The 22,674-nt window shown below is 72.6% G+C and carries 18 protein-coding genes; 4 read left to right on the forward strand and 14 right to left on the reverse strand.

What is annotated here, in order from left to right; translation table 11 throughout:
• Positions 1 to 28 precede the first annotated feature (28 nt).
• Positions 29 to 1,102 carry an NAD(P)H-dependent oxidoreductase gene (locus BJ999_RS05095; RefSeq protein WP_218934943.1) on the forward strand — a complete coding sequence of 358 codons (1,074 nt, stop codon included), beginning with the start codon at positions 29 to 31 and terminating at the stop codon, positions 1,100 to 1,102.
• 74 nt (positions 1,103 to 1,176) lie between these two features.
• On the opposite strand, the gene BJ999_RS05100 is transcribed toward BJ999_RS05095, so the two are convergent.
• From BJ999_RS05100 to BJ999_RS05110, 3 genes are read right to left on the reverse strand one after another with little or no spacing between them, the layout of a single operon-like run.
• Positions 1,177 to 6,033: a DUF4132 domain-containing protein gene (locus BJ999_RS05100; RefSeq protein WP_179832206.1), complete on the reverse strand. Its 4,857-nt coding sequence runs from the start codon at positions 6,031 to 6,033 to the stop codon at positions 1,177 to 1,179.
• Between the two features lie 40 nt (positions 6,034 to 6,073).
• Entirely contained in the window at positions 6,074 to 7,678 is a 1,605-nt protein-coding gene (locus BJ999_RS05105) for a hypothetical protein (protein ID WP_179832207.1), read from the reverse strand.
• Positions 7,679 to 7,735: 57 nt separating this feature from the next.
• Positions 7,736 to 8,710, reverse strand: coding sequence for a LysR family transcriptional regulator (locus BJ999_RS05110; RefSeq protein WP_179832208.1), 975 nt, complete (start codon positions 8,708 to 8,710; stop codon positions 7,736 to 7,738).
• 109 nt (positions 8,711 to 8,819) lie between these two features.
• Here BJ999_RS05110 and BJ999_RS05115 point away from each other — a divergent pair, with 109 nt between their 5' ends.
• Positions 8,820 to 9,440, forward strand: coding sequence for a LysE family translocator (locus tag BJ999_RS05115; RefSeq protein WP_179832209.1), 621 nt, complete (start codon positions 8,820 to 8,822; stop codon positions 9,438 to 9,440).
• An 88-nt stretch (positions 9,441 to 9,528) separates the two neighbouring features.
• Here the strand turns inward: BJ999_RS05115 and BJ999_RS05120 are convergent, their stop codons facing one another.
• The 4 genes from BJ999_RS05120 to BJ999_RS05135 form a co-directional block, all read right to left on the reverse strand.
• Positions 9,529 to 10,446 carry a hypothetical protein gene (locus tag BJ999_RS05120; protein WP_179832210.1) on the reverse strand — a complete coding sequence of 306 codons (918 nt, stop codon included), beginning with the start codon at positions 10,444 to 10,446 and terminating at the stop codon, positions 9,529 to 9,531.
• A gap of 579 nt (positions 10,447 to 11,025) precedes the next feature.
• Entirely contained in the window at positions 11,026 to 11,280 is a 255-nt protein-coding gene (locus BJ999_RS05125; RefSeq protein ID WP_179832211.1) for a hypothetical protein, read from the reverse strand.
• Positions 11,281 to 11,546: 266 nt separating this feature from the next.
• Positions 11,547 to 11,702, reverse strand: a complete 156-nt coding sequence (locus BJ999_RS05130) for a hypothetical protein (RefSeq protein WP_179832212.1) — start codon at positions 11,700 to 11,702, stop codon at positions 11,547 to 11,549.
• Positions 11,703 to 11,745: 43 nt separating this feature from the next.
• Positions 11,746 to 12,429, reverse strand: a complete 684-nt coding sequence (locus BJ999_RS05135; RefSeq protein ID WP_229810230.1) for a LysR family transcriptional regulator substrate-binding protein — start codon at positions 12,427 to 12,429, stop codon at positions 11,746 to 11,748.
• Between the two features lie 55 nt (positions 12,430 to 12,484).
• Here BJ999_RS05135 and BJ999_RS05140 point away from each other — a divergent pair, with 55 nt between their 5' ends.
• The gene (locus BJ999_RS05140) at positions 12,485 to 12,868 is read left to right on the forward strand and encodes a DUF5997 family protein (RefSeq protein WP_179832213.1); all 384 of its coding nucleotides are present in this window, start codon (positions 12,485 to 12,487) and stop codon (positions 12,866 to 12,868) included.
• 114 nt (positions 12,869 to 12,982) lie between these two features.
• Here the strand turns inward: BJ999_RS05140 and BJ999_RS05145 are convergent, their stop codons facing one another.
• Positions 12,983 to 13,357, reverse strand: coding sequence for an SDR family oxidoreductase (locus BJ999_RS05145; protein WP_179832214.1), 375 nt, complete (start codon positions 13,355 to 13,357; stop codon positions 12,983 to 12,985).
• A gap of 253 nt (positions 13,358 to 13,610) precedes the next feature.
• Here BJ999_RS05145 and BJ999_RS05150 point away from each other — a divergent pair, with 253 nt between their 5' ends.
• Positions 13,611 to 13,808 (forward strand): hypothetical protein, encoded by a 198-nt coding sequence (locus BJ999_RS05150; protein WP_179832215.1) that lies wholly within the window; start codon positions 13,611 to 13,613, stop codon positions 13,806 to 13,808.
• Positions 13,809 to 13,854: 46 nt separating this feature from the next.
• Here the strand turns inward: BJ999_RS05150 and BJ999_RS05155 are convergent, their stop codons facing one another.
• The 6 genes from BJ999_RS05155 to BJ999_RS05180 are packed head-to-tail and all read right to left on the reverse strand — an operon-like array spanning position 13,855 to position 22,674.
• Positions 13,855 to 15,714: an FAD/NAD(P)-binding protein gene (locus BJ999_RS05155; RefSeq protein ID WP_179832216.1), complete on the reverse strand. Its 1,860-nt coding sequence runs from the start codon at positions 15,712 to 15,714 to the stop codon at positions 13,855 to 13,857.
• On the reverse strand, positions 15,711 to 16,904 hold the full coding sequence (locus BJ999_RS05160) for an amidohydrolase (protein WP_179832217.1): 1,194 nt from the start codon (positions 16,902 to 16,904) through the stop codon (positions 15,711 to 15,713). Before BJ999_RS05160 ends, BJ999_RS05155 begins: the two co-directional genes overlap by 4 nt.
• The gene (locus BJ999_RS05165; protein WP_179832218.1) at positions 16,901 to 18,901 is read right to left on the reverse strand and encodes a hydantoinase B/oxoprolinase family protein; all 2,001 of its coding nucleotides are present in this window, start codon (positions 18,899 to 18,901) and stop codon (positions 16,901 to 16,903) included. The genes BJ999_RS05160 and BJ999_RS05165 overlap by 4 nt, the downstream gene beginning before the upstream one ends.
• Positions 18,898 to 20,967 carry a hydantoinase/oxoprolinase family protein gene (locus BJ999_RS05170; protein ID WP_179832219.1) on the reverse strand — a complete coding sequence of 690 codons (2,070 nt, stop codon included), beginning with the start codon at positions 20,965 to 20,967 and terminating at the stop codon, positions 18,898 to 18,900. The genes BJ999_RS05165 and BJ999_RS05170 overlap by 4 nt, the downstream gene beginning before the upstream one ends.
• Positions 20,964 to 21,800, reverse strand: a complete 837-nt coding sequence (locus BJ999_RS05175) for an ABC transporter permease (RefSeq protein WP_179832220.1) — start codon at positions 21,798 to 21,800, stop codon at positions 20,964 to 20,966. The genes BJ999_RS05170 and BJ999_RS05175 overlap by 4 nt, the downstream gene beginning before the upstream one ends.
• The gene (locus BJ999_RS05180; RefSeq protein WP_179832221.1) at positions 21,793 to 22,674 is read right to left on the reverse strand and encodes an ABC transporter permease; all 882 of its coding nucleotides are present in this window, start codon (positions 22,672 to 22,674) and stop codon (positions 21,793 to 21,795) included. The genes BJ999_RS05175 and BJ999_RS05180 overlap by 8 nt, the downstream gene beginning before the upstream one ends.

Genomic DNA, 22,674 nt, shown 5'->3' on the forward strand with positions numbered 1-22,674 from the left:
AAACAACCTATCCCCTAGTTTCATTTACATGTCAACGAAAAAGGTGCGCGTCCTCGTGCTGGTGTGCAGCACCCGCCCCGGCGCCCTCGGCCCCGCGGTGGGCGCATGGCTGACCGAGACGATCACGGCCCGTGCCGCCGAACTCGGCGCCGAACTGGTGCCGCTGGCCCTGGCCGACCTCGGCCTCCCGTTCCTCGACGAGGAGGACCATCCGTCGTCGGGCGTGTACCGGAACGAGCACACGCGAAGGTGGAGCGCGATCGTGGACGCGGCGGACGGCATCGTCGTCGTGACGCCGGAGTACAACTACGGGATGCCTGCGTCCCTGAAGAACGCGCTGGACTACCTCTCCCGCGAGTGGGCGTGGAAGCCGGTCGGGTTCGTCAGCTACGGCAACACCTCGGCGGGCACCAGGGCCGTGCAGCACGCCAAGCAGGTGGTGACCACGCTGCGCCTGGTGCCGCTGGGGTCCACGGTCGCGCTCCGCATCGCCGACGCCGTGCGCGACGGGGAAGTGCGGCCGGGCGCCGCCGCCGGCGAGGCCGCGATCGATGTCCTGGACGAGCTGGTCCGGGTCGCGCACGCGCTCCGGCCGATGCGCGAGCGGGCGCGGCCCGCATCGGTGGCCGGCCCCGAACCGGGCTCCTACCTGCGGCGATTGACGCCTGACGACGCCCCCGAGGTGACCGTCCTGCAGCGGTGCTGCTGGGTGGACGAGGCCCTCGCCAACGATCCCCTGACCGTCCCCGCGCTGCACGAGTCCGTGGAACAGGTGCGTGACTGGCTCGCGGCCTGGCACGCGATCGGGCTGTGGCGGGACGGCCGGCTCCTCGGCATGGTGCGGACCCGCCGCGTCGACGCCGAGTGGCACGTGGGACGGCTCGGCGTCGTCCCGGACCTGCGGGGGCGCGGCCTTGGCCGCCGGCTGCTCCATACGGCGGAGGCCGCCGCCGACCCGGCCTGCCGCCGCATCGTGCTGTCCACTGGAGCAGGCAGCCGGAACAACATCGCGCTCTACCGGAGCGAGGGATACCACCCCGCCGCCCTCCCCGGCGAGGACGGAACCATCCGCCTCACCAAGGAGCCCCTCGGCACTGGCTGAGCAGTTCCACCCGCTGCGCGGACGAGGAGCCCCGGAGGCGGTTGCCCGCCCGGACCAGCACCACTCCGGGAACGTCACTCCAGCCGGGCCGCGGCCTCCAGCGGCTCGGACGAACGGAGGTAGCGCAGGTCCTCCATGACCAGGGCGGCATCGGTGGCGCCGCCGCGGCGGAGGGCCGGGGCCAGCGCGTCCAGGTCGGACCAGCGGGACGGGCGAAGGTGGACGCGGTAGCCGTCTCCAGCGGGCTCCAGGGTGAGGGCTTCGCCGATGGCGAGCCTGCTCTCCGGGAGGTGGGCCGCGGTCGCTCCGGCGGCTCGTTCCAGGGCGGCGACCGAGGTGATCCCGGCGGCGATGGGCAGGGTCGTGTCCGGGCCGGTGACGTGTTCGTGCAGGTCACGCAGGCGGGCGGCGGCGGTCGTACGGGCGGGGTGGTCGTTGGGCAGGCGTTCGTCCAGGAGCCTCGCGGCGCGGGCGACGTGACCCAGCGGTGGTACGGACGGACGCTCGCCGAGCAGGCCGGTCAGCGCCTCCAGTGCGTCCTCGGCGCCGGAGGCGAGGCCGGCCCACTGCTCGGTGGTGAGCGGGGTGAGCCTCGGGTGGCGTTCCGTCCAGTACGCGACCGCCCGGTCCAGGTCGGGGCCCGTACGCCAGAGGTCGGCGGGGTCGTCGGGCATGAGCAGCTCGACGACTTCGACGGCCTCGTCGGTGGTGGTGAGCGCCTCCAGGGAGAGCGCGGCGATGCGCAGTTCGATCTCGGTCAGGTCGAGTTCGCGGGCGCGGGCGGCGTCGCCCCCGCGAAAGGCGGCGACGCGGCCCCGTGCCCAGCCGTCCGGCCAGGAGAGCGTGCGGGCCGAGGTGGACAGCAGGATCAGGCACTGGGCCGGTGACAGGCCGGTGGCCTCGGCGAACGCCCGTACGGTCGCCTCCCGGCCCACGGGCGGCGGGCCGTTCTCGGCGATCAGGTCGAGCGCCCGGCGGAGCCGGTCCGGGTCGCCCCAGCCGCGGCAGGTCCGCAGCTCGACGGCGCGGTTGCGGGTGAACAGCAGCGGGTCGGGGCCGTCCGGGGTGTAGAGGAGCGCCGTGACCGCGTACCCATGCTCCACCTGCTCGTGGTCGGCGACGGCGGCGGCCGAGATGGGGCCGCGGCCCGAGCGGATCTCCCCGAGCTCGTACTCCGGGCGCAGCCGGGCGATGTGCCAGGTGCCGTCGGTACGGAGGAGCTCGGGGACGGCGGCCAGTCTCAGAAGTCGCGCGCGCCCGTCGTCGTCCCACGCGGCGTTGAGGACGGCGGCGCCGAGGCGGCCCAGCGTGTTCTCGACCCCCTGGACGGCGGGGGCGTTGAATGTCGCGATCTTCTTGTCGTACGGCACGTCGACGGCGGCCCGGGTGAAGTGGGCGATCCTCTCGTACGCGGACTCGGGCCCCGGATCGTCCGGCTCGGGGGACTTCTCGGACAGGACGGCGGGCGCCGCGGAGGCGGGCGCCGGGCGCAGGTGGGGCGGCGGGGCCGGCGCCAGCCGTTCCAGCAGGGCGAACCCGCGCTCGCGGCATTCGACGGCCGTCCACACCAGGAACGTGACGCCCTTCCAGAGCGACTCGTCGGTGATCTCCGGCAGGAGCGGGCGGAGCCGTCCCGCCAGCTCGTCGCGGGCGGCGTTCTTCTCCGGGTAGCCGCCCTCGGGATCCAGCACCCGCATGAGGTCGGCGGCGAGCGCGGCGTCGGCGACGTCGATCAGGGCCTGCGCCTTCTTCTCGTCGACGGCGCGCAGCGCCCTGGATCCTTCGGGGTCGCGCGGCCGCATCGCCGACCACCGGCCGGGAGGCGCGACCAGGCGGGTCCCGGCCGCGTAGCGGTGGTGCTCGACCGTGCTGATGTTCTCGGCGCCGTCGTGCTCGGGCACCCTGCCCCAGCCGCGGACGTACCGGCCGATGGTCCGCCCGGCCGGGTCCCGCAGCTCGATGATCCGGCCCCGGCCACGCCACACGGTGGCCTCGGCGCCGCCGGGGAAGGCGACCCGTTCGCCGTCGGCCGGTACGACGCTGCGGGCGGCGGGGTGCGCGCCGCCGTGCGGGCAGTGCGGGCCCCCGTGGTCCAGCACGGTCACCCGGCCGTTCACGGCGATCAGGCAGCGGTCGTCGAGGTCGCGCGCCTCGGTCCGTTCGTGGGACCGGCTGGAGACGCTCTCGTACGTGCCGAAGCCGTGGGACGGGCCGACACCATCCGGCGTGACGACGGAGGCGCGGAACTTGTGCTCCCAGAGCCGGCCTGACTCGATCAGGAGCAGGTCGGTGCCGCTCTCTTCCAGGTAGTCGCTGATGGTGTTGACGTGGCCGGGGACGAAGGCGGGCAACTCCAGTTCGTCGAGGGCGCCGCCGCTCAGCGTGGTGGCGAGGGCGCGGGCCGGATCCGTCCCGGTCGCGATCGTCCGGACGCTGTCCAGGAAGGGGCCGGGGACTCCGGCGATGGTGAACCGTTCGGCGTCGCACAGGGCGGCGTGGGCCTCCGGAAGCCCTTGGTCTGGGACCCGCTCGGCATGCTCGGCCAGGATGGCGGCGACGATCCGCGCCGTTCCCGGTGTCGTGGTCAGGGCCCGGACGGTCTCGGGGGCGGTCTGCTTCGGGACGGCGGGCTCGGTGACGTTGAGCTGGTTGGTCACGTTGCCCACGATCGCGTCGCGCAGCAGCGGAGCCCAGTCCAGGTCGGCGGCGACGGCGGCCAGGTCGGTGCCCGCTCCGGAGGCGAGCCGGTCGTGAAGCTTGAACGTGTGCAGCAGCCGGGGCCGCGCGAGCGGGACGCCGAGGTCCAGGAGGAGATCGAGGAGCGGGAGGTCGGCGGCGGTCTCCTCCCAGCGGTTGACCTCGTCCTCGTCCACTCCCAGTACCGCCTCATGGTCGTCGCAGGTGAGGCCCTCCGCGCGCAGCCGCGCACCTGCGTCGTGCAGGAGGTCACCGAGACCGGAGACGGGGAGAACGAGGCCCGCGTACAGCCTCAGGAAGCGGCCGAGCCAGTCCTTCGCCGCCGGCCCCGCCAGCCCGGGGGACGTGGTGAACGGGGCGGTCAGGCCCGCGCCCGCGAGGTTGCCGAGGAGGAGCGACACCGCCGCGCTCTTCGCCTTGGGGGTGTCCTTGGCGGGCAGCGGCAGGATGCCGAGGAGCGCGCGGCCGATTCCCGCGTCCGCCCGTGCCATCGGGCCGAGCAACGGAAGGACGAACTTCCAGAGGGCTCGCGGTGCCGACTCCATGCAGCCGCTCCCCAGCAAGGCCCGCACGGCGCGTTCGTCCTCGGGCCCGCCGAGCGCGGGCCCGCCGGCCTTGGCCAGCGCTGCCCAGCCGTCGGCCAGGGCCAGCGCGCCGTCCGCGCCGTCCGGGACCTCCTCGCACCACTCGGTGAGCAGGCTGCGGTGCCAGCGGTACGCGCCGAGGGCGGGATGGCGGGCGGCGAGGCGCTTGCCGTGCTTCCTGAGCGTGGCCGTTCCGGCGGCGTCCGGTCCCGCGGCGAGGTGCGCCGCGACGAGCGCGGCCTCGTCGACCGGCAGCGCGTGCGCGTCCTCGGCGGCGCGGGCCTTCTCGAAGAAGGCGGCGGCGAAGCGGGCGCTGCCCGCGGCGGCCAGGATCCGCGCGCACTCCTCGTAGAACGGTGGCAGCAGCTCGGGCGCGTGCGTCTCCAGGTCGTCGCCGGTACGGGTGAGCGCGGTGCGCGCGAGGCCGGGCTTGCGGGAGGCCAGGCCGCGGGCGGCCCGCAGGTCGGTGTGCGCGGCCAGGATCCGGGCCCGGTGCGCCGGATACCGGTACAGGGCGGACGCGAGAAAGCCGAGCGGGCCCGCGAGCACCGTGCCGACGCCGGTCGCCGCCACCGGGGCCAGGCCGTACAGGGACTTCTCGGCCTTGTCACCGTCGACGGCCGCGAGCCGAACGAGTTCGACGACCGGCTCGTCCAGGACGGAGTGCTCGTAGCGGACGGCGACGCACGTGTCCTCGTCGGAGCCGGCGGGCGCCCCCGGCAGCACCGCCCCGGCGCGCAGCAGCACCTCGCGCGTCGGGGCGGTGATGCCGGAGGGCACCACGGTGCCGGGCTCGCCCTGGTGGGCGTCGCAGTAGTGGGAGTACGCCTCGGCCGCCTCCACCACCGGTACCGTCTCGTCCACGGTGCGGTCCGCGTACAGAGCCATGAGAATGCGGACGCCCTCGGACCAGGTGATGTCGCCGATCTCCCTGCCGCCCGCGGTGAAGCTCAGGGACGCCATGTAGGCCGGGCTCATCGGCCCGCTCCAGTCCAGGTCGATCTCGACGCCGAGCGGCTCGGGCGCGTGCACGGTGAACCGCGCCCTGCCCCCCTTGATACGCCCGCCCAGCTTGTGCACGCGGCGCTCGAACGCGGCCCCGCTCTCGTACCAGGCGTCCAGGTATCCGAAGGTGTCGACCACGCCGAACGTACGGTCCATGCTCGCGGGACGCGTCCACACCTCGCGGCGCACCTGCTCGACGACCTGCGTGAGGTTCCGTCCCCGCCAGACGGGCAGCTCGTCGCCGAGCAGCAGCGGGTGCGGGATGGCGAAGGCGTCCGCGCCCGTCCACGCACCCTCGCGCAGCAGCGCGCAGCGCCCGAGGTCGGGCGCGCCGCCGACGATCGGGGCGATGACCAGGTCGGTGAGCGTCTCGCGCCACACCGGGTCATCCCAGACGGCCGCGAACACCGCGGCCGGGACGGGCGAGGACCGCACCATCCAGGACTCGACCCGGTCGTGCACCGTCCGCGCGTGCTCGCCGAGCCGGTCGCAGAGGGCGGCGAGCCGTACCGCGGTCGGATCCTTCCTGACGCCGGCGGGCACCTTGGCCGGCACGCCGCCCGCGGCCGTCCGGCAGGCGAGCACCGGCCGCCGTGTCCCCTCGACGGTGACCTCGTGGCCCGTCGCGATCCCGATCCATCCCATGGCACGCCAATCTTGATCATTTTTAGGACGTCTTGCGTGGTTACGGGCGTGCCCTCGCCGCGGCGTCCCGGACCGCGTGGTCCGGGCCCGTCTCCGCCAGCTCGTCCAGCACCTCCAGCGCCTCCGCGGTGCCGATCCGGGCGATGGCGTCGACCGCCTTGACCGCGCGGGCCCTGGTGCCCCGCGCCACCCAGCCGGGGATCAGGGCGGCCAGGTCGCGGGCCGTCCGGCCGTCGCCGAGCCATCCCAGCGCGGGCAGCGCCCAGGCGTCGCCGTGCAGGAACAGCGCCCAGCCCAGGTCGGCCAGCGAGCGCCGGTCGCAGGCGTCGCGGACCGCGTCCAGCCGCTCGTCCGGCTTCCTGGCCAGCGCGACGAGCCTCCTGGTCGCGGCGGCGGGCAGTGCCCGGCCGCCGCCCTTGAGCAGCACCTGCGGCAGGAGATCGGGATCGGCGTACGCGGGCGGCCGGGGCGCCCGGCCCGGCGCGGTCAGCACCGCCGGAAGGTCCTCGCCGGGCGCGTCCGGGACCCGCGGCGCCGGGTCCGGCCCGGGCAGTTCGGGATGCGCCCTGAGGTGCATGCGGAGCAGTCCGGCGGCGAGGAGCGCCGACGTCGAGTCGCTCGCGGCCACCGTGGACAGCACCCGTACCGCCCGTACGGGGAAGCGCTCCATCGCTGCGAGCAGGTACTCACGCGCGAACTCCCGCTCGTACCGCTCCAGCAGGAGCTCGAACGCCTCATCGCTCGGCAGCAGTGAGATCAGCTCGACGAACCGCTCCCGCCACGGCTTGTAGATCCTGATCCGGTCCCAGGCGTCGACCAGGACCGGGGCGACCTCCGGGCCCACGCCGTCGGCCATCGTGGCGCGCACCCCGAACGTGAACGCGTCGAAGTCGGACTCCTCCAGCCGCCAGCCGAGCAGTTCGAGGTGCCGCGGCGTACCCACCGACGCCCACAGCCGTTCGCGGTAGAAGGCGTTCGACCCCCACTCGGCGGACGGCGGGTCGGCGCAGCACTCGTCCACCCAGTCGTGCCGGGTGGGCACCAGGTAGGAGACGACGAGCCGCCGGGAGCGGGTGCCGCGGTGCGCGGCCAGCCGTTCCACCGCCCGCCGGTACTCGTCCTCGGGGCAGAAGGCCAGCAGGCCCCGGACCCGGCGCAGGCTCACCGAGTCGACCTGCCGAAGGGAGTCCAGCGGGCGCAGGTCTCGCGTCGAGGAGGCGATGCCGCTCAGTTCGGCGAGCGCGCAGGCGGCGAAGGCCGGCCCGCGGGAGGCGATCCAGCCGTCGGTGAAGGTTCGCGGCGTCTCGTTCCCGTTCTCTGCGCGGTCGACGATCGACGCGATCGCCGCCGCCCCGGCGGGGTCGTCGGCCCCGCTGAGGTACGCCCGCGCGTGCGCGACCAGGGCCGGGTCGCTCGCAGCCGCCGACAGCACCGCCTCGATGTGGCCGCGGTGCTCCTCGGTCAGCTTCGCCGCCACGTCCGCGGCGCCGGGGTCGACGGTGTCGCCGGGCGCGACCTCGCCCAGCGCCCGGTCGCTGACGCCCGGTTCCGCGGGGAGCGCTCCGCCCCGCCGGGGGTGCAGATCTCGGCGCAGGGGCTCGGAGAGGACCAGGACGTCCTCGGCCGGGGGGAAGTGATCGTCCATGGCCGATCACCGTAGGCGAACCGTGCGACACTCAGCCGATTCAGAACCGGGGGCCTGTCAGGCCCCATGCGGTGAGTTCGATGAGCGTTGTTCTTCTTGCAGGGGAGCCTCCCAGGTGGCGGTGATGTCGCGGGCGACGTCACGTAGGAGGTCGATGAGCATGTCTGCGAGTGGTGTGAGGCTGGCGTCGGTTCTGGTCACGGCGTAGAGGTGGCGGTAGGGCCTGGGGTGGGCCAGTTCGCGATGGGTGGTGCCGGGCGCATGGGTCAGGGCCAGGCGCGAGACCAGCGCCACTGCGATGCCTGTGCCGACGAGGGCCTGGGCGACGTCGTAGGACTCGGTCTCGAACCGCACGGTGGGAGTGAAGCCGGCCTCGCGGGCAGCGTCGTGGAACTGTTCGCGGGCGGCATGGCCGGCCAGGATGGAGACCCACGATTCGCCGCGCAGTCGTTCCAGGTGAAGTTCGGTGTCCGCGGGCTGCCCGGCGGCCAGTGGATGGTCATCGGGGAGAACCACGACCATCGGGTCCAACAGGAGCGAGTGGGCCCGTAGGTGTGGCGGCGGCGCGAGCGGCGCGTCCCAGGACGCGACGATGGCGACGTCCAGGCGGCCCGCGCTGATCTCGTCCGCTCCGCGTCCGGACACCACGTCCATGACGGAGACGTCGGCGTCCGGATGGCGGTGTCGCAGAGCCGTCAGGGCCGGCGGCAGCAGGTGCAGGGCGGCCGCCTGGAACGTACCGATGCGCAGACGCAGCGAGAGGTGGCCGAGCAGTGCGGCCAGTTCCGCCTCGGCCCTGTCCGATGCCTCCTCCACGGTTCGACCGTGGGAGGCGAGCAGCGCACCGGCCGCGGTGAGCGTCGCTCCGCGAGGACCCCGGATGACCAGGGGCACCTGCCAGTCGCGCTCGGCCTTGGCCACCTGCTGGGTGACCGCCGCGGGCGTGAGCTGGAGCGCGTGAGCCGCCGCCGTCAGGGAGCCGTGCCGCTCGATCAACGCGAGAAGCCGCAGCTGCCCCGGATCCACCAGCATTCACTAATCCTAACGCTGCACCCTTCTCTTTTAACTTCTCTTAGGAGCACGAGGCAGGAAGCCTGGTGGTACTCCCATCGGCACCGATCCCCGGAAGGGGCTCTTTCCCATGCCCACGCATGTGCCCGTTTTCATCGCCACCACCTTGCTGCTGGCGATGCTGCCAGGCGCGAGTCAAGCCCTGATGATCCGGCAGGTCCTGGAAGGCGGCCAACGGACGCTCCGGGGCACGCTCGCGGGCAATGCCAGCGGCTTCCTGCTGTGGTCAACGGCCGCCGCGGCCGGGCTGTCCGCCGTCCTGCTGGCCAGCCCCACCGCGTACGCGGTGCTCCGGATCGCGGGCGGCGTCGTGCTGATGATCCTCGGGGTGAAGACGCTGCGGACCGCGCTCACCACGGCCTCCACCCGCCCGCCCCACGAGGGCGGGCGCACCGGCTTCGCGGGCGGATACCTCACCGGCCTGATCACCAACCTCGGCAACCCCAAGGCGGGCGTGTTCGCCATCTCGGTGCTGCCCCAGTTCGTGACCGCGGAAGGCCCGGTGTTCCTGTCGACCGTCGCCCTGGGAGCCCTGTGGGCGCTCGTCAGCGCCTCCTGGTACATGTTGCTCACCTGGGCCGTCGGCCGCGGGCGCGCCCTGGTATCGCGGCCGACCGTCCTGCGGGGACTCAGCGTGACCACCGGCGTCGTCCTGCTGGGCCTGGGCGCCGCGGTGGCAGCAGGCGTGTGAGGACCGGGCCGGCGCTCCTCCCAGCGCCCGGCCGCTCGACCGAGACCTACGCGCGCGCCTCATCACGCGGCGGCTCCGCCGGCGTCGGTCATCGACCGGGCATCTGCCCATTGGGGTGAACGTGTGCTGCGTCCGCGATGTCCAGGCGGAGGTATCCATCGCCATGGTCGTGGAAGTACAGGTGAGGGCCGTGGGCGTCGAGAACCTGCCAGTCCTGCAAAGGCTTCCCCTCCGGTCCGACGATTTCCGCGGCGTCCAGCCATCGGATCACACCGTCGATCAGCGCGCACCACGAAAGCCGATCGTCGGGTCCGGCGAGCAACAGGTGGTCGCCGGCAAAGGCGAGGGCGCGAACGTCGTCCACCGGACATGCGTATTCGGCCGTGCGGCCGGCCTGTATCCGGATCAGCGGGCCGCCCCGGTAGGCCCAGGTGACTCCCGCGTGGCTGTTGACGGCGTCGTCAAGACATGCGATCCCCGAGTCCCACAGCCATGTGCCATGGAGGTCCCGGCGGACCAGGCTGAACGATTCGGGCCAGCCTTGCTCGCCGTGCGTGGTCCAGATGGTGCCGGAATCGTCCGAGGCGATCCGTTCGATGTCATCGCCCAGTGCGAAGGTGCGCCGATGTGTTCCGTCCGAGCCGAACACGTGCGCGTTACGGGATTCCCAGTGGCCGTCGATCCACGGGAGACAGGGAGAGGCGACCAGCAGTTCACTGCGCGGCAGCAGGGCGATCATCGGGTAGGACACGGGAAGGTAGGGCAGGTCCAGCCGATGCCACCCATGTGCCTCGTGGGTGTAGAGCACCACCGGACAGGATCGCGGCGGCCGGTAGAACGGCATCGAATTGTGGTTCGGCCCGCGGACGAAGCCTCGGGCCTGACCAGGCTCGCTGGTCGCGAGAACACCGATCACGCCCTCCGGGCCGGCCGTGTACGACAGCCCGACTTCTCCGTCCGCCAAAGGCGCCGACGGAGCCACGCGCACGGCGTTGAGAACACGCATCTGCGCAATCGTAGGCAAAATGGGGACGGAGGGGCGAACCACGCGGCGGCATTGGACGTTGTTGTGTTTGCCCTGGTCAGCTGCGCGGGGGCGTGGGACTCGAACCCACAACCTACGGATGAAAAGTCCGGGGCCGTCGTGTCAGAGTAGTGCTCTCGGTATCACTCTGTGCTGACCTGTCCGCATGAAGCCTCACTCCCGTGCTGCCCGATGCCGCCGCGTACCGGGTGATCGTGGTCATCGACTCGGTGTGCTCTCGGTGGCCGCGGCCGGCGCGGCGGACGGAACGTCGCTTCGGCTGCCGGCACCGTTGGAGGCACGGAGTTGCCGGCGCCGCGGGCTACGCGCTGTACGGCGGGTGTAGGCCTGACCGCCCACCCCGCCGGAAGGGCTTGCAAACCCCGGGCGGCCGTTGGCTCGCCGCGGACCGGCCGAACGGGTCCGGGAAGAGGTCCGGCCTCCGCATCGGAGGATGGGGAGGCCGGGTCGGGGCGATCGCCCCGTTGTCAGAAGGCGGCGCTCACGATGATCGCTTCTGCGGTCGGAACCGCGTCGACCATCATCTTGATCTCCTTCAGGTCAGTACTGCGACCTGCTGATGGCCTCCTCGTGCGGTCGACCGTAGCCGACCTGTTCGCTGTACCGGGCCATGTCGACACCCCGGGTGAGAGCGTCCACGGCTTCCACGCCGGAGGCTCCCCTCGCCATCGCGGTGATGGCAGGGTCACGGCTGTACTGGTCGAGCCCGTCGAGCACCGCGGCATCGGACGGACTGACGTCGGCATCGGCCGCGACCTCTCGGGCGGCTGCCGCCGACAAGCGCACGTACTTCATGTCGCTCTTCCCCTCTTCTTTTCGTTGGGCATTTTTCGGTGACCGCGTCACTGAATAGAAATTGTAACGAGCGTGGTGGCTTCCGGCAACTGCAGGACGGTTGAACGCCATCAAAAGGGGGGAGGGCATAACAATAGACGTTGGAGCGCGCCACTCGTATGCTTTGTGTCGGCAGTGACCAGCGGACGCCATTCGGCGTCACCGATCGCTCGCGGACAGCCCGGCACGGCCCAAGGTTCACAGGCTGGAGTTTTGAGGTTCGGCCGTCACTTTGAGGCAGCTCGATGGAAGTGCCTGGCGCTGCGCGCTCGGGCACGCTGGATGCGGTCGCCGCGGCACGCGCCAAGGCCGGCAGCCTTTTCGAGTTCGAGGAACTCGATATTCCCGTCGGCGTCGATGTGGGCGTCGAAACTCAGGATCACCGGGTGCTGGTGACAGGATCTCCGGCACCCACAATGACTCTCTTCACGTCCGGCGGCGCTTTTGGCGGCGGGGCTTGGGGGCGGAGCGCTGGCGCGGCGGCTTCTTACGGGTGGGCTGTTGTTGGGCGTTGCGGCCGCGGGAGCTGTTGGGGGTGCGGCCGCGGACGATGCCGATCAGTTCCTCCATGAGGTCGGTCGTCACGGCCTCAAGCCAGGCCAGGCCGATCTGGGATTGAGGAGCGTCGGTCACGGTGCGGTAGGTGAGGTCTCTGCGGTGGTGGAGGCGGGCCAAAGACTGCGGGAGCAGGAGGGTGCCGGCCCCCGACGCCACCAACCCGATCGCATCAGCGGTGTCCTCAGGACGGGTGAAGGCGGGCTGCCCGGGGCGGTCGCCCCAGGTCAAGACCTCGTCGAGCGGCTCGAACACGTCCTCGTCGGCGAGATCGGCAAGCTCCACCTCCTCCATCGCGGCCACCGCGTGATCCTTGGGCACCACCACGACGGTCGTTTCCAGGTACAGCGGGATCACATGGAGGGCCTCGCGGTCGACGGGCAGGCGCACGAACGCCGCGTCCACATCCCCCTTCCACAGCAGGGGGACGACTTCGGCGGCGGGGAACTGCATCAGCCGAAGCGGCACATCCCGCACCCGCTCGGCCCACACCCCGGCCCACTTCCCGGGCGTCACCCCCGGCACGTAGGCCAGCCGAAACTCACCATTGGTCACTCCCTCAGCCTAGTCACGTCCAGGCGGCCCCCTTCCGCTGGCTACCCTTGAGTTCATGAGCACGTCCAAGGCGAAGACCCCGCAGACCATGAAGTCCGCGACCGCGGCCAAGAAGCTGGGGATCCTGCTGTCGGCAGCACCCGCCGAGTTCCAGGAAGGCCCTGTCTCCCGGGACGAGTTGAACGCGCTCCAGGCTGACCCGCCCTCTTGGCTCGCCGACCTTCGCCGCGAGGGCCCCCACCCCCGCCAGGTCGTCGCCGCCAAGCTCCGTGTCTCCGCCTCAGGTCTGGCCCGCGCCGGCATCACGGGCCCCCTCACCACAGCCGAGATCGAGAACCTGAAGGCCGAGAACCCCGACTGGCTGGAACGCGAGCAAGCCGTCCGAGCCAGAGTCCGCGAAGAGGAACTCCGCCTCAAGCAGCAGCGCGCCAAGGCCTGACTATCGTGACGCCCCCGGCCGAGGTGCGGGACTGAGGCTCCTGGAAGGCGTGCCCACCGCCGCGGAGAGCACCGCCGGTTACCTGCTCCGCGCCGCCGGTCAGGTTCGCAGGGGTCAGAGGTTCTTGGTGATGCCGCCGTCGACCAGGTACTCGGCGCCGTTGACGTTGTTGGGGGACGCTACGAATGCGATGAGCCTGGCGACCTCCTCGGGCGTGCTGATGCGGCCGGTGCTGGCGCCGAGGGAGCCCATCATCTGCTGCACGAAGTCTTCGTGGGAGACCCCTTGTTCCTGCGCGACCCTTCCGATGAAGCCGTCCGGGTCGGTCCAGACTCCGGTGCGGATGGGGCCCGGCGAGACGCTGATCGCGCGCACGTCCCGGCCGCCGCTCGCTGCGGTGCAGGACCACAGTCCCAGATGATGCTCTGTATCACTGCTACCCGACCTCCTGCCGCCTCTGACTGCCTTGAGGCGACGGCCGCCGTCCATGAACGGGGTCTGGGTGTTGCTGCCGCGACCTTCGCGGGTGATGGTGTGGACGCCCGAACAGATCGGGACCTCCCTCCATCACGCCGGCCGGAGCTTGACGTGGAGACTGCGCCGAGATCGACCTCGACGCCCTCTGGCCCGGTCGGATCTCCGAGGGGTGAGATGACACGCCTGGCCCGACTTGCTTAACTGTGGACGATCTTGTCGTTACTGTCGTACCCCAGGGTCGGCGACGCGGTCACCGGAGGTAGCGATGCGGTCCGGACGGTGGGTGCTCGTCGCCTGGCTGATCATCGGGGCGCTCGCTGCGGGACAGCGCCACTACTACACCCAATTCGACGGCAGTTGCGCCAGAATCGCCACGATCGGGATCACCATGGTCTCCGGTCCGCTCAACTACACCGGTCTGAACCCCACCGCTCAGTGCAAGGTTCCCCAGCCGAGCAAGTGACGCGCCGGCCTCCATGACCGCGTCATCGTGAGGCTTTCCAACGACATCAATGCGCGGTCAGTGCGGCCCTGGCCACCGCGTCGGCCTGGACGAGCATCGCGGCGTTCGAGGCGGGCTTCGCGCCCATCGCCGTCAGCCAGTCGACGGACTCGATCGGGATGCCGAGGGCGAAGCGGCGCGGATGCACGCGCCCCCGCGCGTCGATGATCCGGAAGGTTTCGGCGGCGACGTCCATTCCCCGCGTCTCGTAGGCCGGGCCGCCGGGGGTGGGGATGCGATAGGGGCGGCAGGCGCCGTCGTCCCGGAGCCGTCGCAGGAGCGGGTCGGCGGTACGGCCGAGGTCGGGTGGCGGCAGGTGGGCCTCCAGGAAGGCGGGCGCCTTGACCGGGGCTGAACCGGTCCGGGGCGAGGAGCCGAGGAAGGCGCCGGCGGCCGGATCCGTGGTCACGGTCATGTCCGGGCCGACGAACCGCACCAGCCCGGCATCGGCCAGGGCCAGCAGTTCCTCTACGCGGCCCGCGGGCGGGCCGCTGGCCACCGAGGCGGCGAATCCCTGGAACCAGCCGTCCAGGTCCCGTCGGTGTGACTCGCCGGTCAGGCCGCCGTGCGTCACCAGCCGACGGACCCGGCCCCGGGTGGCGCCGAGCGCGGTCATGGCGTTCTTCAGCGGGCTGTGGCGCGCGTCGCGTGCCCGTGCCAGGTCGGCGCGGACCAGTGCCTCCACCGTTTCGTGGACGGGGTGATGGTCGAGCGAGAGGCTTCCCAGCGGACGGTGCAGGGCGGAGAAATCAAGGCGGACCGCGGGGTCCGGGAACGCCGAAGCGATGAGGTCGGCCATCGCCGGGTCCTCCCAGGCGAGCGCGTCGAACTTCGCACGGAACCGTTCCGGGCGCATCGCGCAGGCACTGGGGTTTTCGCGCAGGAGGACGTCGTAGTAGACGGCCGTGGTCTCCTTGGCGATGAGCGGCCAGACGTCGGTTCGGAAGTCCGCGGGTCCGGCCCCCCGCAGCCGGGCCACGGCGTCGTCGCCGAAGTACCGCGCCGGGACCGCGGGCGGCATCCGCCCGTAGTCGCCTCGGGCAAGGTACGGCACGCCGCGCCGGGAGCCCGCGTACAGCACCGGCTCCCGGCCGGACGGACGGTAGCGCAGCCGTTCACCGTCGTGGTCGAAACGTCCGCCGCGTCCCGTCGTCAGCAGCGACATGTGGTCGAAGAAGTTCATGCCGAGCCCCCGGACCAGCAGCGGCGCGCCTGGCGGGATCGCGTCCAGAGGCGCGTCGAGCGGGTTGGCGGGGGGGCCGTAGAAAAGGCCGTGGTCGGCGGCGAACCGGGCGTGCGCCCGCTGCTCCGGGAGGGGTTCGAGGTCGGTGTGACCGAGCGCCAGGATCACCGCGTCGACGGTCAGCGGGCCGGTGCCGTCCTCCAGCGCGACGATCTGCCGGCCGTCGGCGTCCTCGGTGAGCGCGACGGCCCTCGTCCGGTGCTCGTGAATCGTGATCCACTCCGGTGCCGTCTCCTTGACGCGCCCGTAGACCCAGGCCAGATAGCGCCCGTGGAACCGGCGGGTCGGGTGCGACCAGGGCAGCATCCGGACGGCCTCGTCGCGGATGACCGGATCGGGATCGCCCTCCCGCGCGGTGGAGCACGCCCACTCGTACAGGTTGGGGCCGGGCACGACCGGGCCCGCGCAGTGCACGCTGTCGTCGGTGAACAGAGTCGTGTCGGCCGCGACGGTGTTCATCAGGAGGTGGCCGGGCTGGTCGGCCTGCCAGACGTGCCCACCGCCGGGCGGGTACGGATCGACGACGTGCACGTCGATCCGTCGTCGCCAGGCGTTGGCCGCGATGCGCTCGACGAGCACGGTGCCGCGCGGTCCGGCGCCGACCACGCAGATGGACGTGCTCACGGCGTGCGGAGGAACGTGAGCGCCGCCGTGGTCAGGGCTTCGACACCCGTTGACAGCGTGGGCTCGATGACGGGGGCGAACTCGGGGGAGTGGTTCCCGGGCACGCCCCCCTCGGCGAGCCGGCCGGGGTCGGCGGCACCGAGCCCCCAGAACACCGAGGGGACGCCGGCCGCCTCGCCGAACAGGCCGAAGTCCTCGCCGCCGAGCATGGGGTCGAGGGCGGCGACCCGTGCGGCGCCGAAGCGCCGGGTGAACGCCTCGTCCAGGCGGGCGGTGGCGTCCGGGTCGTTGCGCAGGACGGGGTAGGCGCCGATCGGACGGATCTCCGGTGCCCGGGGCGCGCCCGACGCCGCGGCCTCGGCCTGGACGACACGTTCGACGGCGGACAGGAGCGTGCGCATGACGTCACTGGAGAGCGTCCGGATGTTCAGGGTGAGCGTGGCCTCGTCCGGGATGACGTTCTCCTTGTGCCCGGCCCGCACCCGGGCCACGGTGATCACGGCCTGCTCCGCCGGCGCGGTCTCGCGCGCCACGATCGTCTGCAACCGCATGATCGTGGCGGCGGCGAGCACGACCGGGTCCACGCTCCGCTCGGGTTGCGCGCCGTGCGCGCCCCTGCCGAACAGGGTGACCTCCAGGTTCTCGGTGGCGCCCACGACCTGCCCGGGGCGCAGGAGCAGCGTCCCCGCCGGGTGCGGGAAGACGTGCTGGGCGATCGCCATGTCCGGAGCGCCGAACCGTTCGTAGAGCCCGTCGGCCAGCATCGCCCGCGCGCCGGCCGCGATCTCCTCGGCGGGCTGGAACACCGCGAGCACCATGCCGCGCCATCCCGCTCGCGTCTCCGCGAGCCGTTCGGCCGCGCCGATCAGGCAGGCCACATGCATGTCGTGGCCGCAGGCGTGCATCAACGGCACGCGCTCGCCTCGGTCGCCGTCCACGGTCACGGTGCTGGCGTAGGGAAGGCCGGTCTTCTCCAGCAGGGGCAGGGCGTCCATGTCGGCGCGCAGGAGCACGGCCGGTCCGTCACCGTTGCGCAGCGCACCGGCCACGCCGGTGCCGCCGATCCCGGTCGCGACGTCGAAGCCGCCGCCGCGCAGCCGCTCGGCGGCGATCCCCGCCGTCCGGACCTCGCGGAACGGCGGTTCGGGGTGGCGGTGCAGGTCGCGGTAGAGCGCGGCGAGGTCCGTCACGGTGCCCTCCGGTCCAGTCCCTCGATCTGGTCGAGCAGCCGCGCTCGGCCCGTCTCCGCCTGCTCGGCGTCCACCGGTTCGCGCGGGAAGTCCGCCGGGAGGTCTGCGAGGACGCTCGCGTACGCCTGCGAGCGGAGCCGGGAGCGGTGCACGGCGGGATGCCGGAACAGGGCCGCGACCAGGCGGTCCACGAGATCGGTCGGGAAGACCGACTCCCAGGCGGCACGCTCAGGACCGAACTCGGCGCCGGACTCGGCGGCGCCGGCGCGGGACGCGCGTTCACGCAACGTGGCGTCCGTGTCGATGGCGAGGCCGCCGGCGGTCAGCACGACGCCGTAGTCGCGACCGGCCCCCGCGACCGACACCATGCCGCGCCGAACGTCGGCCAGGACCGCTTGCGGGGCGCGCAGAAGTGGGTCGCCGTACCCTCCGGCCCCCGACGTCAGCAGCGTCACCACGTCGCCGTCTTCCAGCGGAAGCATGTCGATCTTGTCGAGGACGCGCTCGCGCTCGGTTCCAGCGTTCAGGACCAGCCGCGTGGGAAGGCCGGGCCGTCCGCCGGCCACGCCCCAGGGCCGGAAGCGCATGCGTTCGAGGCCGCGGGCGAGCAGCCGGGTCCCGGTGCCCCGCACCCGGAAGCTCAGTTCGAGCCCGCAGCCGCCGCGCCACCGCCCCGCGCCGCCCGAGTCGTGCCGCAGCCCGTATCGGAGGATCTCGACACCGATCTCTGTCTCGACGGTCTCCACCGGGTTGTTGGAGAGGTTGGAGATACCGCTGTCGCGGCCGTCCACGCCATCCGCGCCGTCCCGCGCGCCGGTGCCGCCGACCATGGGCTCGAGCACCTGGACGTTCTCGCCGTCCGGGCCGTGCTCGGCGACCACGACCGGGACGACGAGGCCGCTGCCCGCCGCCGGAAGGACGGAGGGGGCCGCCAGCCCGAGGGCACCGCCGAGCGCGTCGTTGACACGGGACGCCGCCGCGTGCCGGACCCCGACCGCGGCCGGGTGCACCGCGTTCACCACCGAGCCCTCCGGGGCGGTGACCTCGATGGGGGCGATGAGGCCCGTGTTGAGCGCGATCTCCGGGTCCAGCGTGCAGATGAGGGCGAGCACCCGGGTGGTGATCCAGGCGTGGACCCGTCCGAGGCTCGCGATGTTGAACGCGGCGGGGACCTGCGGATCGGTGCCGGTGAAGTCCAGGTGCAGCCGCCCTCCGGTGAGCGTGGCGGTGACCGACACCCGGACGGGAACGCGCGAGACGACGTCGTCGTCGAGGTAGTCGACGAACCTGTGGGTGCCGTCGCCCAGCCGCGCCAGCGCCGCCCGCGCCTTCTCGGCCGTGTGGGCGACGAGGTCCTCCTGCGCGGCCAGCACGGTGCCGGCGCCGTGCTGTGCCATCACGTCCGCAAGCCGATCGCGCCCGGTGGCGAGCGCGGCGCGCATCGCGCGGACGTCGCCGAGGTTGGCGTCCGGCGTGCGGGTGTTCGCGGTCAGGAACGCCTCCACGTCGCGGCTCGGCTCCCCGGCCCGGACCAGCTTCACCGGGGGAATCCGCAGCCCTTCCTGGAAGATCTCGTCGTTCACCGGGGACAGGCTGCTCGGCACGCGCCCGCCGATGTCCGAGCAGTGGATGAAGGCCCATCCGTAGCCGACGAGCCGTCCCTCGTGGAAGTACGGCTCGATGAGTTGGATGTCGGTCAGGTGGGTGGCCAGCCCGCCGGAGGTGTACGGGTCGTTGGTGATGATCACGTCGCCGGGGTCCAGCGGGCCCGCCGCCTCCACGGCGGTCAGCACGTTCAGGCCGACGAACCCGGAGACGCCGATGCCGCGGGGATAGGCGACGAAGCCGCCGTCGAGGCCGGCGAGCGCGCAGCAGAAGTCCGCGGTCTCCTTGACGTAGAGGGACCTGCTGGTGCGCTGCAGTGTCAGGCACATCTCCTCGGCGAGCGCGGTGAGCTTGTTGCCGACGATCTCGAGGGTGACGGGGTCGAGGGTCATGGTCGCGAACTCCGGTGCAGGTGCAGGTCGCCCGTCAAGCCGACCTCCAGTGACCAGCCGGGCGGAACGAGGACGGTCGTGTCGTCCTGCTCGACGATCAACGGCCCGGCGAGGGCTTCGCCCTGCCGGAGCCCGTCGCGGGCGTAGACGGCGGCGTCGAACCGGCCTGCCGGAAGCAGGACGGAGCGGTGGCCCGCCGGGACGGGCCCGGTTCCGGCCGCCTGCAGGTCGGGACGGGGAAGCCCGCCGGTCGGGGCGACGATCGCCAGGCGCGCGGTGCCGAGTTCGATCGGCGCCTCCGGATCGCGGAAGCCGTAGAGCCGCTCGTGGTCGGTGTGGAACGCCTCGGCGACCGACGGCGCGTCGAGCGCGCCGCCGTCGAGCGGAACGCGCAGCTCGTAGGCCTGGCCGATGTAGCGCAGGTCGGCCGAGTACAGCAACTCCGGCTCACCGGTGACGGCGCCCTGCGCGACGAGCCACGAGTGCGCCTGCTCCGCCAGGCCGGCGAGGATTTCGCGCAACCGGCCGGCTCCCTCGTCATCGAGCCTGTGCCGGATGCTGCGCGCGAGGTCACGGCGCAGATCCGCGCCCGCCGCGCCGAGCGCGCAGAACGTCGCCGCCGTGGGCGGCACGACGATGTGCGCGATCCCGACCTCCTCCGCGAGCACGGCGGCATGGGTGGGGCCGGCCCCGCCGTACGGGACGAGAGCGAAATGCGCGGGATCGAGCCCGCGCTGCGCGAGCGTCTTGCGCAGTTCGACGGCCATCCCGGCGGTCGCGACCTGGAGGGCCGCCGCCGCGGCCCGCCCGGCGGCGTCCTCGCCGTTCCAGCCGAACTGCGCGCCGACCTCGGCGAGCGCCTTCAGTGACGCGTCCGCGTCCAGCGCCATCCGGCCGCCCAGAAAGGCCGCCGGATCGATGACGCCGGTGACCAGGTAGCAGTCGGTGACGGTCGGCCGGGTGCCGCCGCGCCGGTACGCGACGGGCCCTGGGTCGGCGCCGGCGCTCTGCGGCCCGACCTTCAGGACGCCCTGTTCGTCGACGCGTACGACGGAGCCGCCACCCGCCCCGATGGCGCCGACGGCCACCACCGGGAGGATCAGCGGCAGCCCGCCGACCGTGGTGTGGGTGGCGAACTCGGGACGGCCGCCGGTCACCACGGCGATGTCGCTGCTCGTCCCTCCCATGTCGAAGGTGACGACGTCGTCGAGGCCCGCCGCGGCGGCGAGACGCACGGCCGCCGCCACACCGGACGCCGGTCCCGACAGGATCGTCTCCAGCGGGCGCTCGGCCGCGGCGGCCAGCCCCAGCGAACCGCCGTTGGACGCGGCGATGTAGACGGGGGCGGTGACACCGAGCGCGGCCAGGCGTTCCACGAGCCGGTCGAAGTAGTCGCGCATCAGCGGCTGGATGTAGGCGTTGAGGCAGGCCACCAGTGTCCGCTCGTACTCGCGGATCTCGGGCCAGACGGTGGCGGAGGCGGCCAGCCGCATCCCCGGCAGCCGGTCGCGCAGCCGGTCGGTCACGTTCTCCTCGAAGGCCGGGTCGGCGTATCCGTTCAGCACCACGACCGCCGCCGCCTCGGCACGCGTGGCGGCCAGTGCGGCGGCCACCCGGTCGAGTTCGGTCTCGTCCGGTGTCGCGGTGGCGGCGCCGTCCGGGGCCAGGCGCGCGCGGATCTCGACGATGCGCTCGCGCGGGACGAGCGGCTCCTCCTTGCCCGCGTACAGGTCGAACGAGGACGGCATTCGGCTCCGCCCGATCTCCAGGACGTCGCGGAAGCCCTCGGTCACGACGAGCGCTATGCGGGCGCCGCGCCGCTGGATCACCGCGTTCAACCCGATCGTGGTGCCGTGTGTCACGCCCGCCAGGGCGCCGGGCGGCAGCCCCGCGTCCTGAAGGATCGCGGCCAGCCCGTCCGCGACGGCCCGAGACGGGTCGTCCGGGGTGCTCGGCTCCTTGTGGTGCAGGACGCGCCCGTCCGCCGGGAGGGTCAGGACGAGGTCGGTGAACGTCCCGCCGACGTCGATGCCCACCCGGGCGCCGGGTGCCGGGCCGCCGGTCACAGTGCCTCCGATATCTTCGCGAACTTGTCGGTCACCACCATCACCACCACGCTCGCGGCGAGCAGTACGGTCGACACCGCCGCCACCGACGGGTCGAGTTCGAACTGCGCCGACGAGAAGACGCGGAGCGGGACGGTGGTGGTGTGGGCGCCGGCCACCAGGGCGGTGACCGCCACCTCGCCGAGCGAGGTGACCGCCGCGAGCAGCGCGCCGGCGACGATGCCGGGCCGCAGCAGCGGCAGCGTGACGGTGAGGAAGACCCGTACGCCGCCCGCGCCGAGGCTCGCCGCCGCGCGTTCGAGCGTGGGATCGAGCCCGGCGGCGCTGACCATGACGGCGCGGACCGCGTAGGGGAGTGCGATCAGCGAGTGCGCCAGCCACAGTCCGGGGATGGTGTCGATCAGCCCGATCCCGTGGAAGTAGTACAGCAGCCCGAGCGCCGTGATGATCTCCGGTGTCATCAGCGGTGAGAGCGCGAGCGCGTGCAGGGCGCCGCGTCCGGGGAAGGAGCCGCGCGTCAGCCCGTAGGCGGCGAGCGTCCCGATCAACACGACGGTCGGCACGACGAGGACCACCAGCAGGCCGCTGAGCTGGAAGGAGACCAGCCAGTCGGGGGAGCTGAGGACACCCCGGTACCACCGCGTGGAGAACCCCTGTGGAGGGAAGGCCACCGAGGCGGTCGTGTTGAACGAGCTGGCGACCAGGACCACCAGCGGCGCGAGCAGGAAGAGGAACACCAGTGCGGCGAGCAGGCGCCCGGCCGCGGGCGCCAGCCGGTCCGGGAAGAGCGTGCTCCACGCGGGCGTGCGTGCGGTCCTTCGGGTGTCAGCCATGAAGACGGCCCTCCCAGGTGCGGAAGGCGGCGCCGAGACCGGTCGTGCACAGCACCGTGATCAGCAGCAGCACGAAGCTCAGCGCGGCGGCCACCGGATAATCGAAGACCGTGGAGATCTGGTCGTAGACGCGGATGCCGGCCAGCGGCTGGTTCGCGCCGCCCACCAGCAGTGGAGTGATGTAGATGCCCATCGCGAGCGCGAAGACGACGAGCGCGCCGCTGAGGGCGCCGGGCAGGCTCAGCGGCACGGTGACCCGCGCGAACGTCCGCACCGGTCCGGCGCCCAGGACCCGCGAGGCTCGCAGGACGTCGCGGTCGAGCCCGCCCAGGGCCGTCGTCAGCGGGACGATCGCGAAGGGCAGCAGCACGTGCGTCACCGACACCACGACCGCCGAGTAGCTGGTCAGCAGGTGCGCGGGCTGGTCGAGGACCCCCAGCGCGACGAATGCCCGGTTCACCGGTCCGTTCGCGCCGAGGAGCACGACCCAGCCGTAGCTGCGCACCACGACGCTCGTCAGCAGCGGGGAGAGCACGGTGACGAAGAGCAGCGTGCGGAGCAGACCGGGCCGCCGCTGCGCGAGCGTGTACGCCGCCGGGTAGGCGAGCACGACGCACAGCACCGTCACCAGCACGGCGGTGAGCAGCGTGCGGATGAGCGCCTCGTAGAAGAAGGGCTCGGTGAACACGCGAACGTACTGGTGGACGGTGTAGCCGGGCAGTGCCGCGTTGCTCTCGTCCACGGGACGGAAGCTGAGCTGGAGGAGCCGCACGAGCGGAGCGACGAAAAGCGCAAGGAGGAAGACCGACAGGGGCACCACGTACGCCGTGCCGCGCCACCGCGTCCGCCGCCTCGCGCGCGGGGTGTGGGCCAT

Origin of the sequence: Actinomadura citrea (assembly GCF_013409045.1) — a bacterium.
GTDB classification, from domain to species: domain Bacteria; phylum Actinomycetota; class Actinomycetes; order Streptosporangiales; family Streptosporangiaceae; genus Spirillospora; species Spirillospora citrea.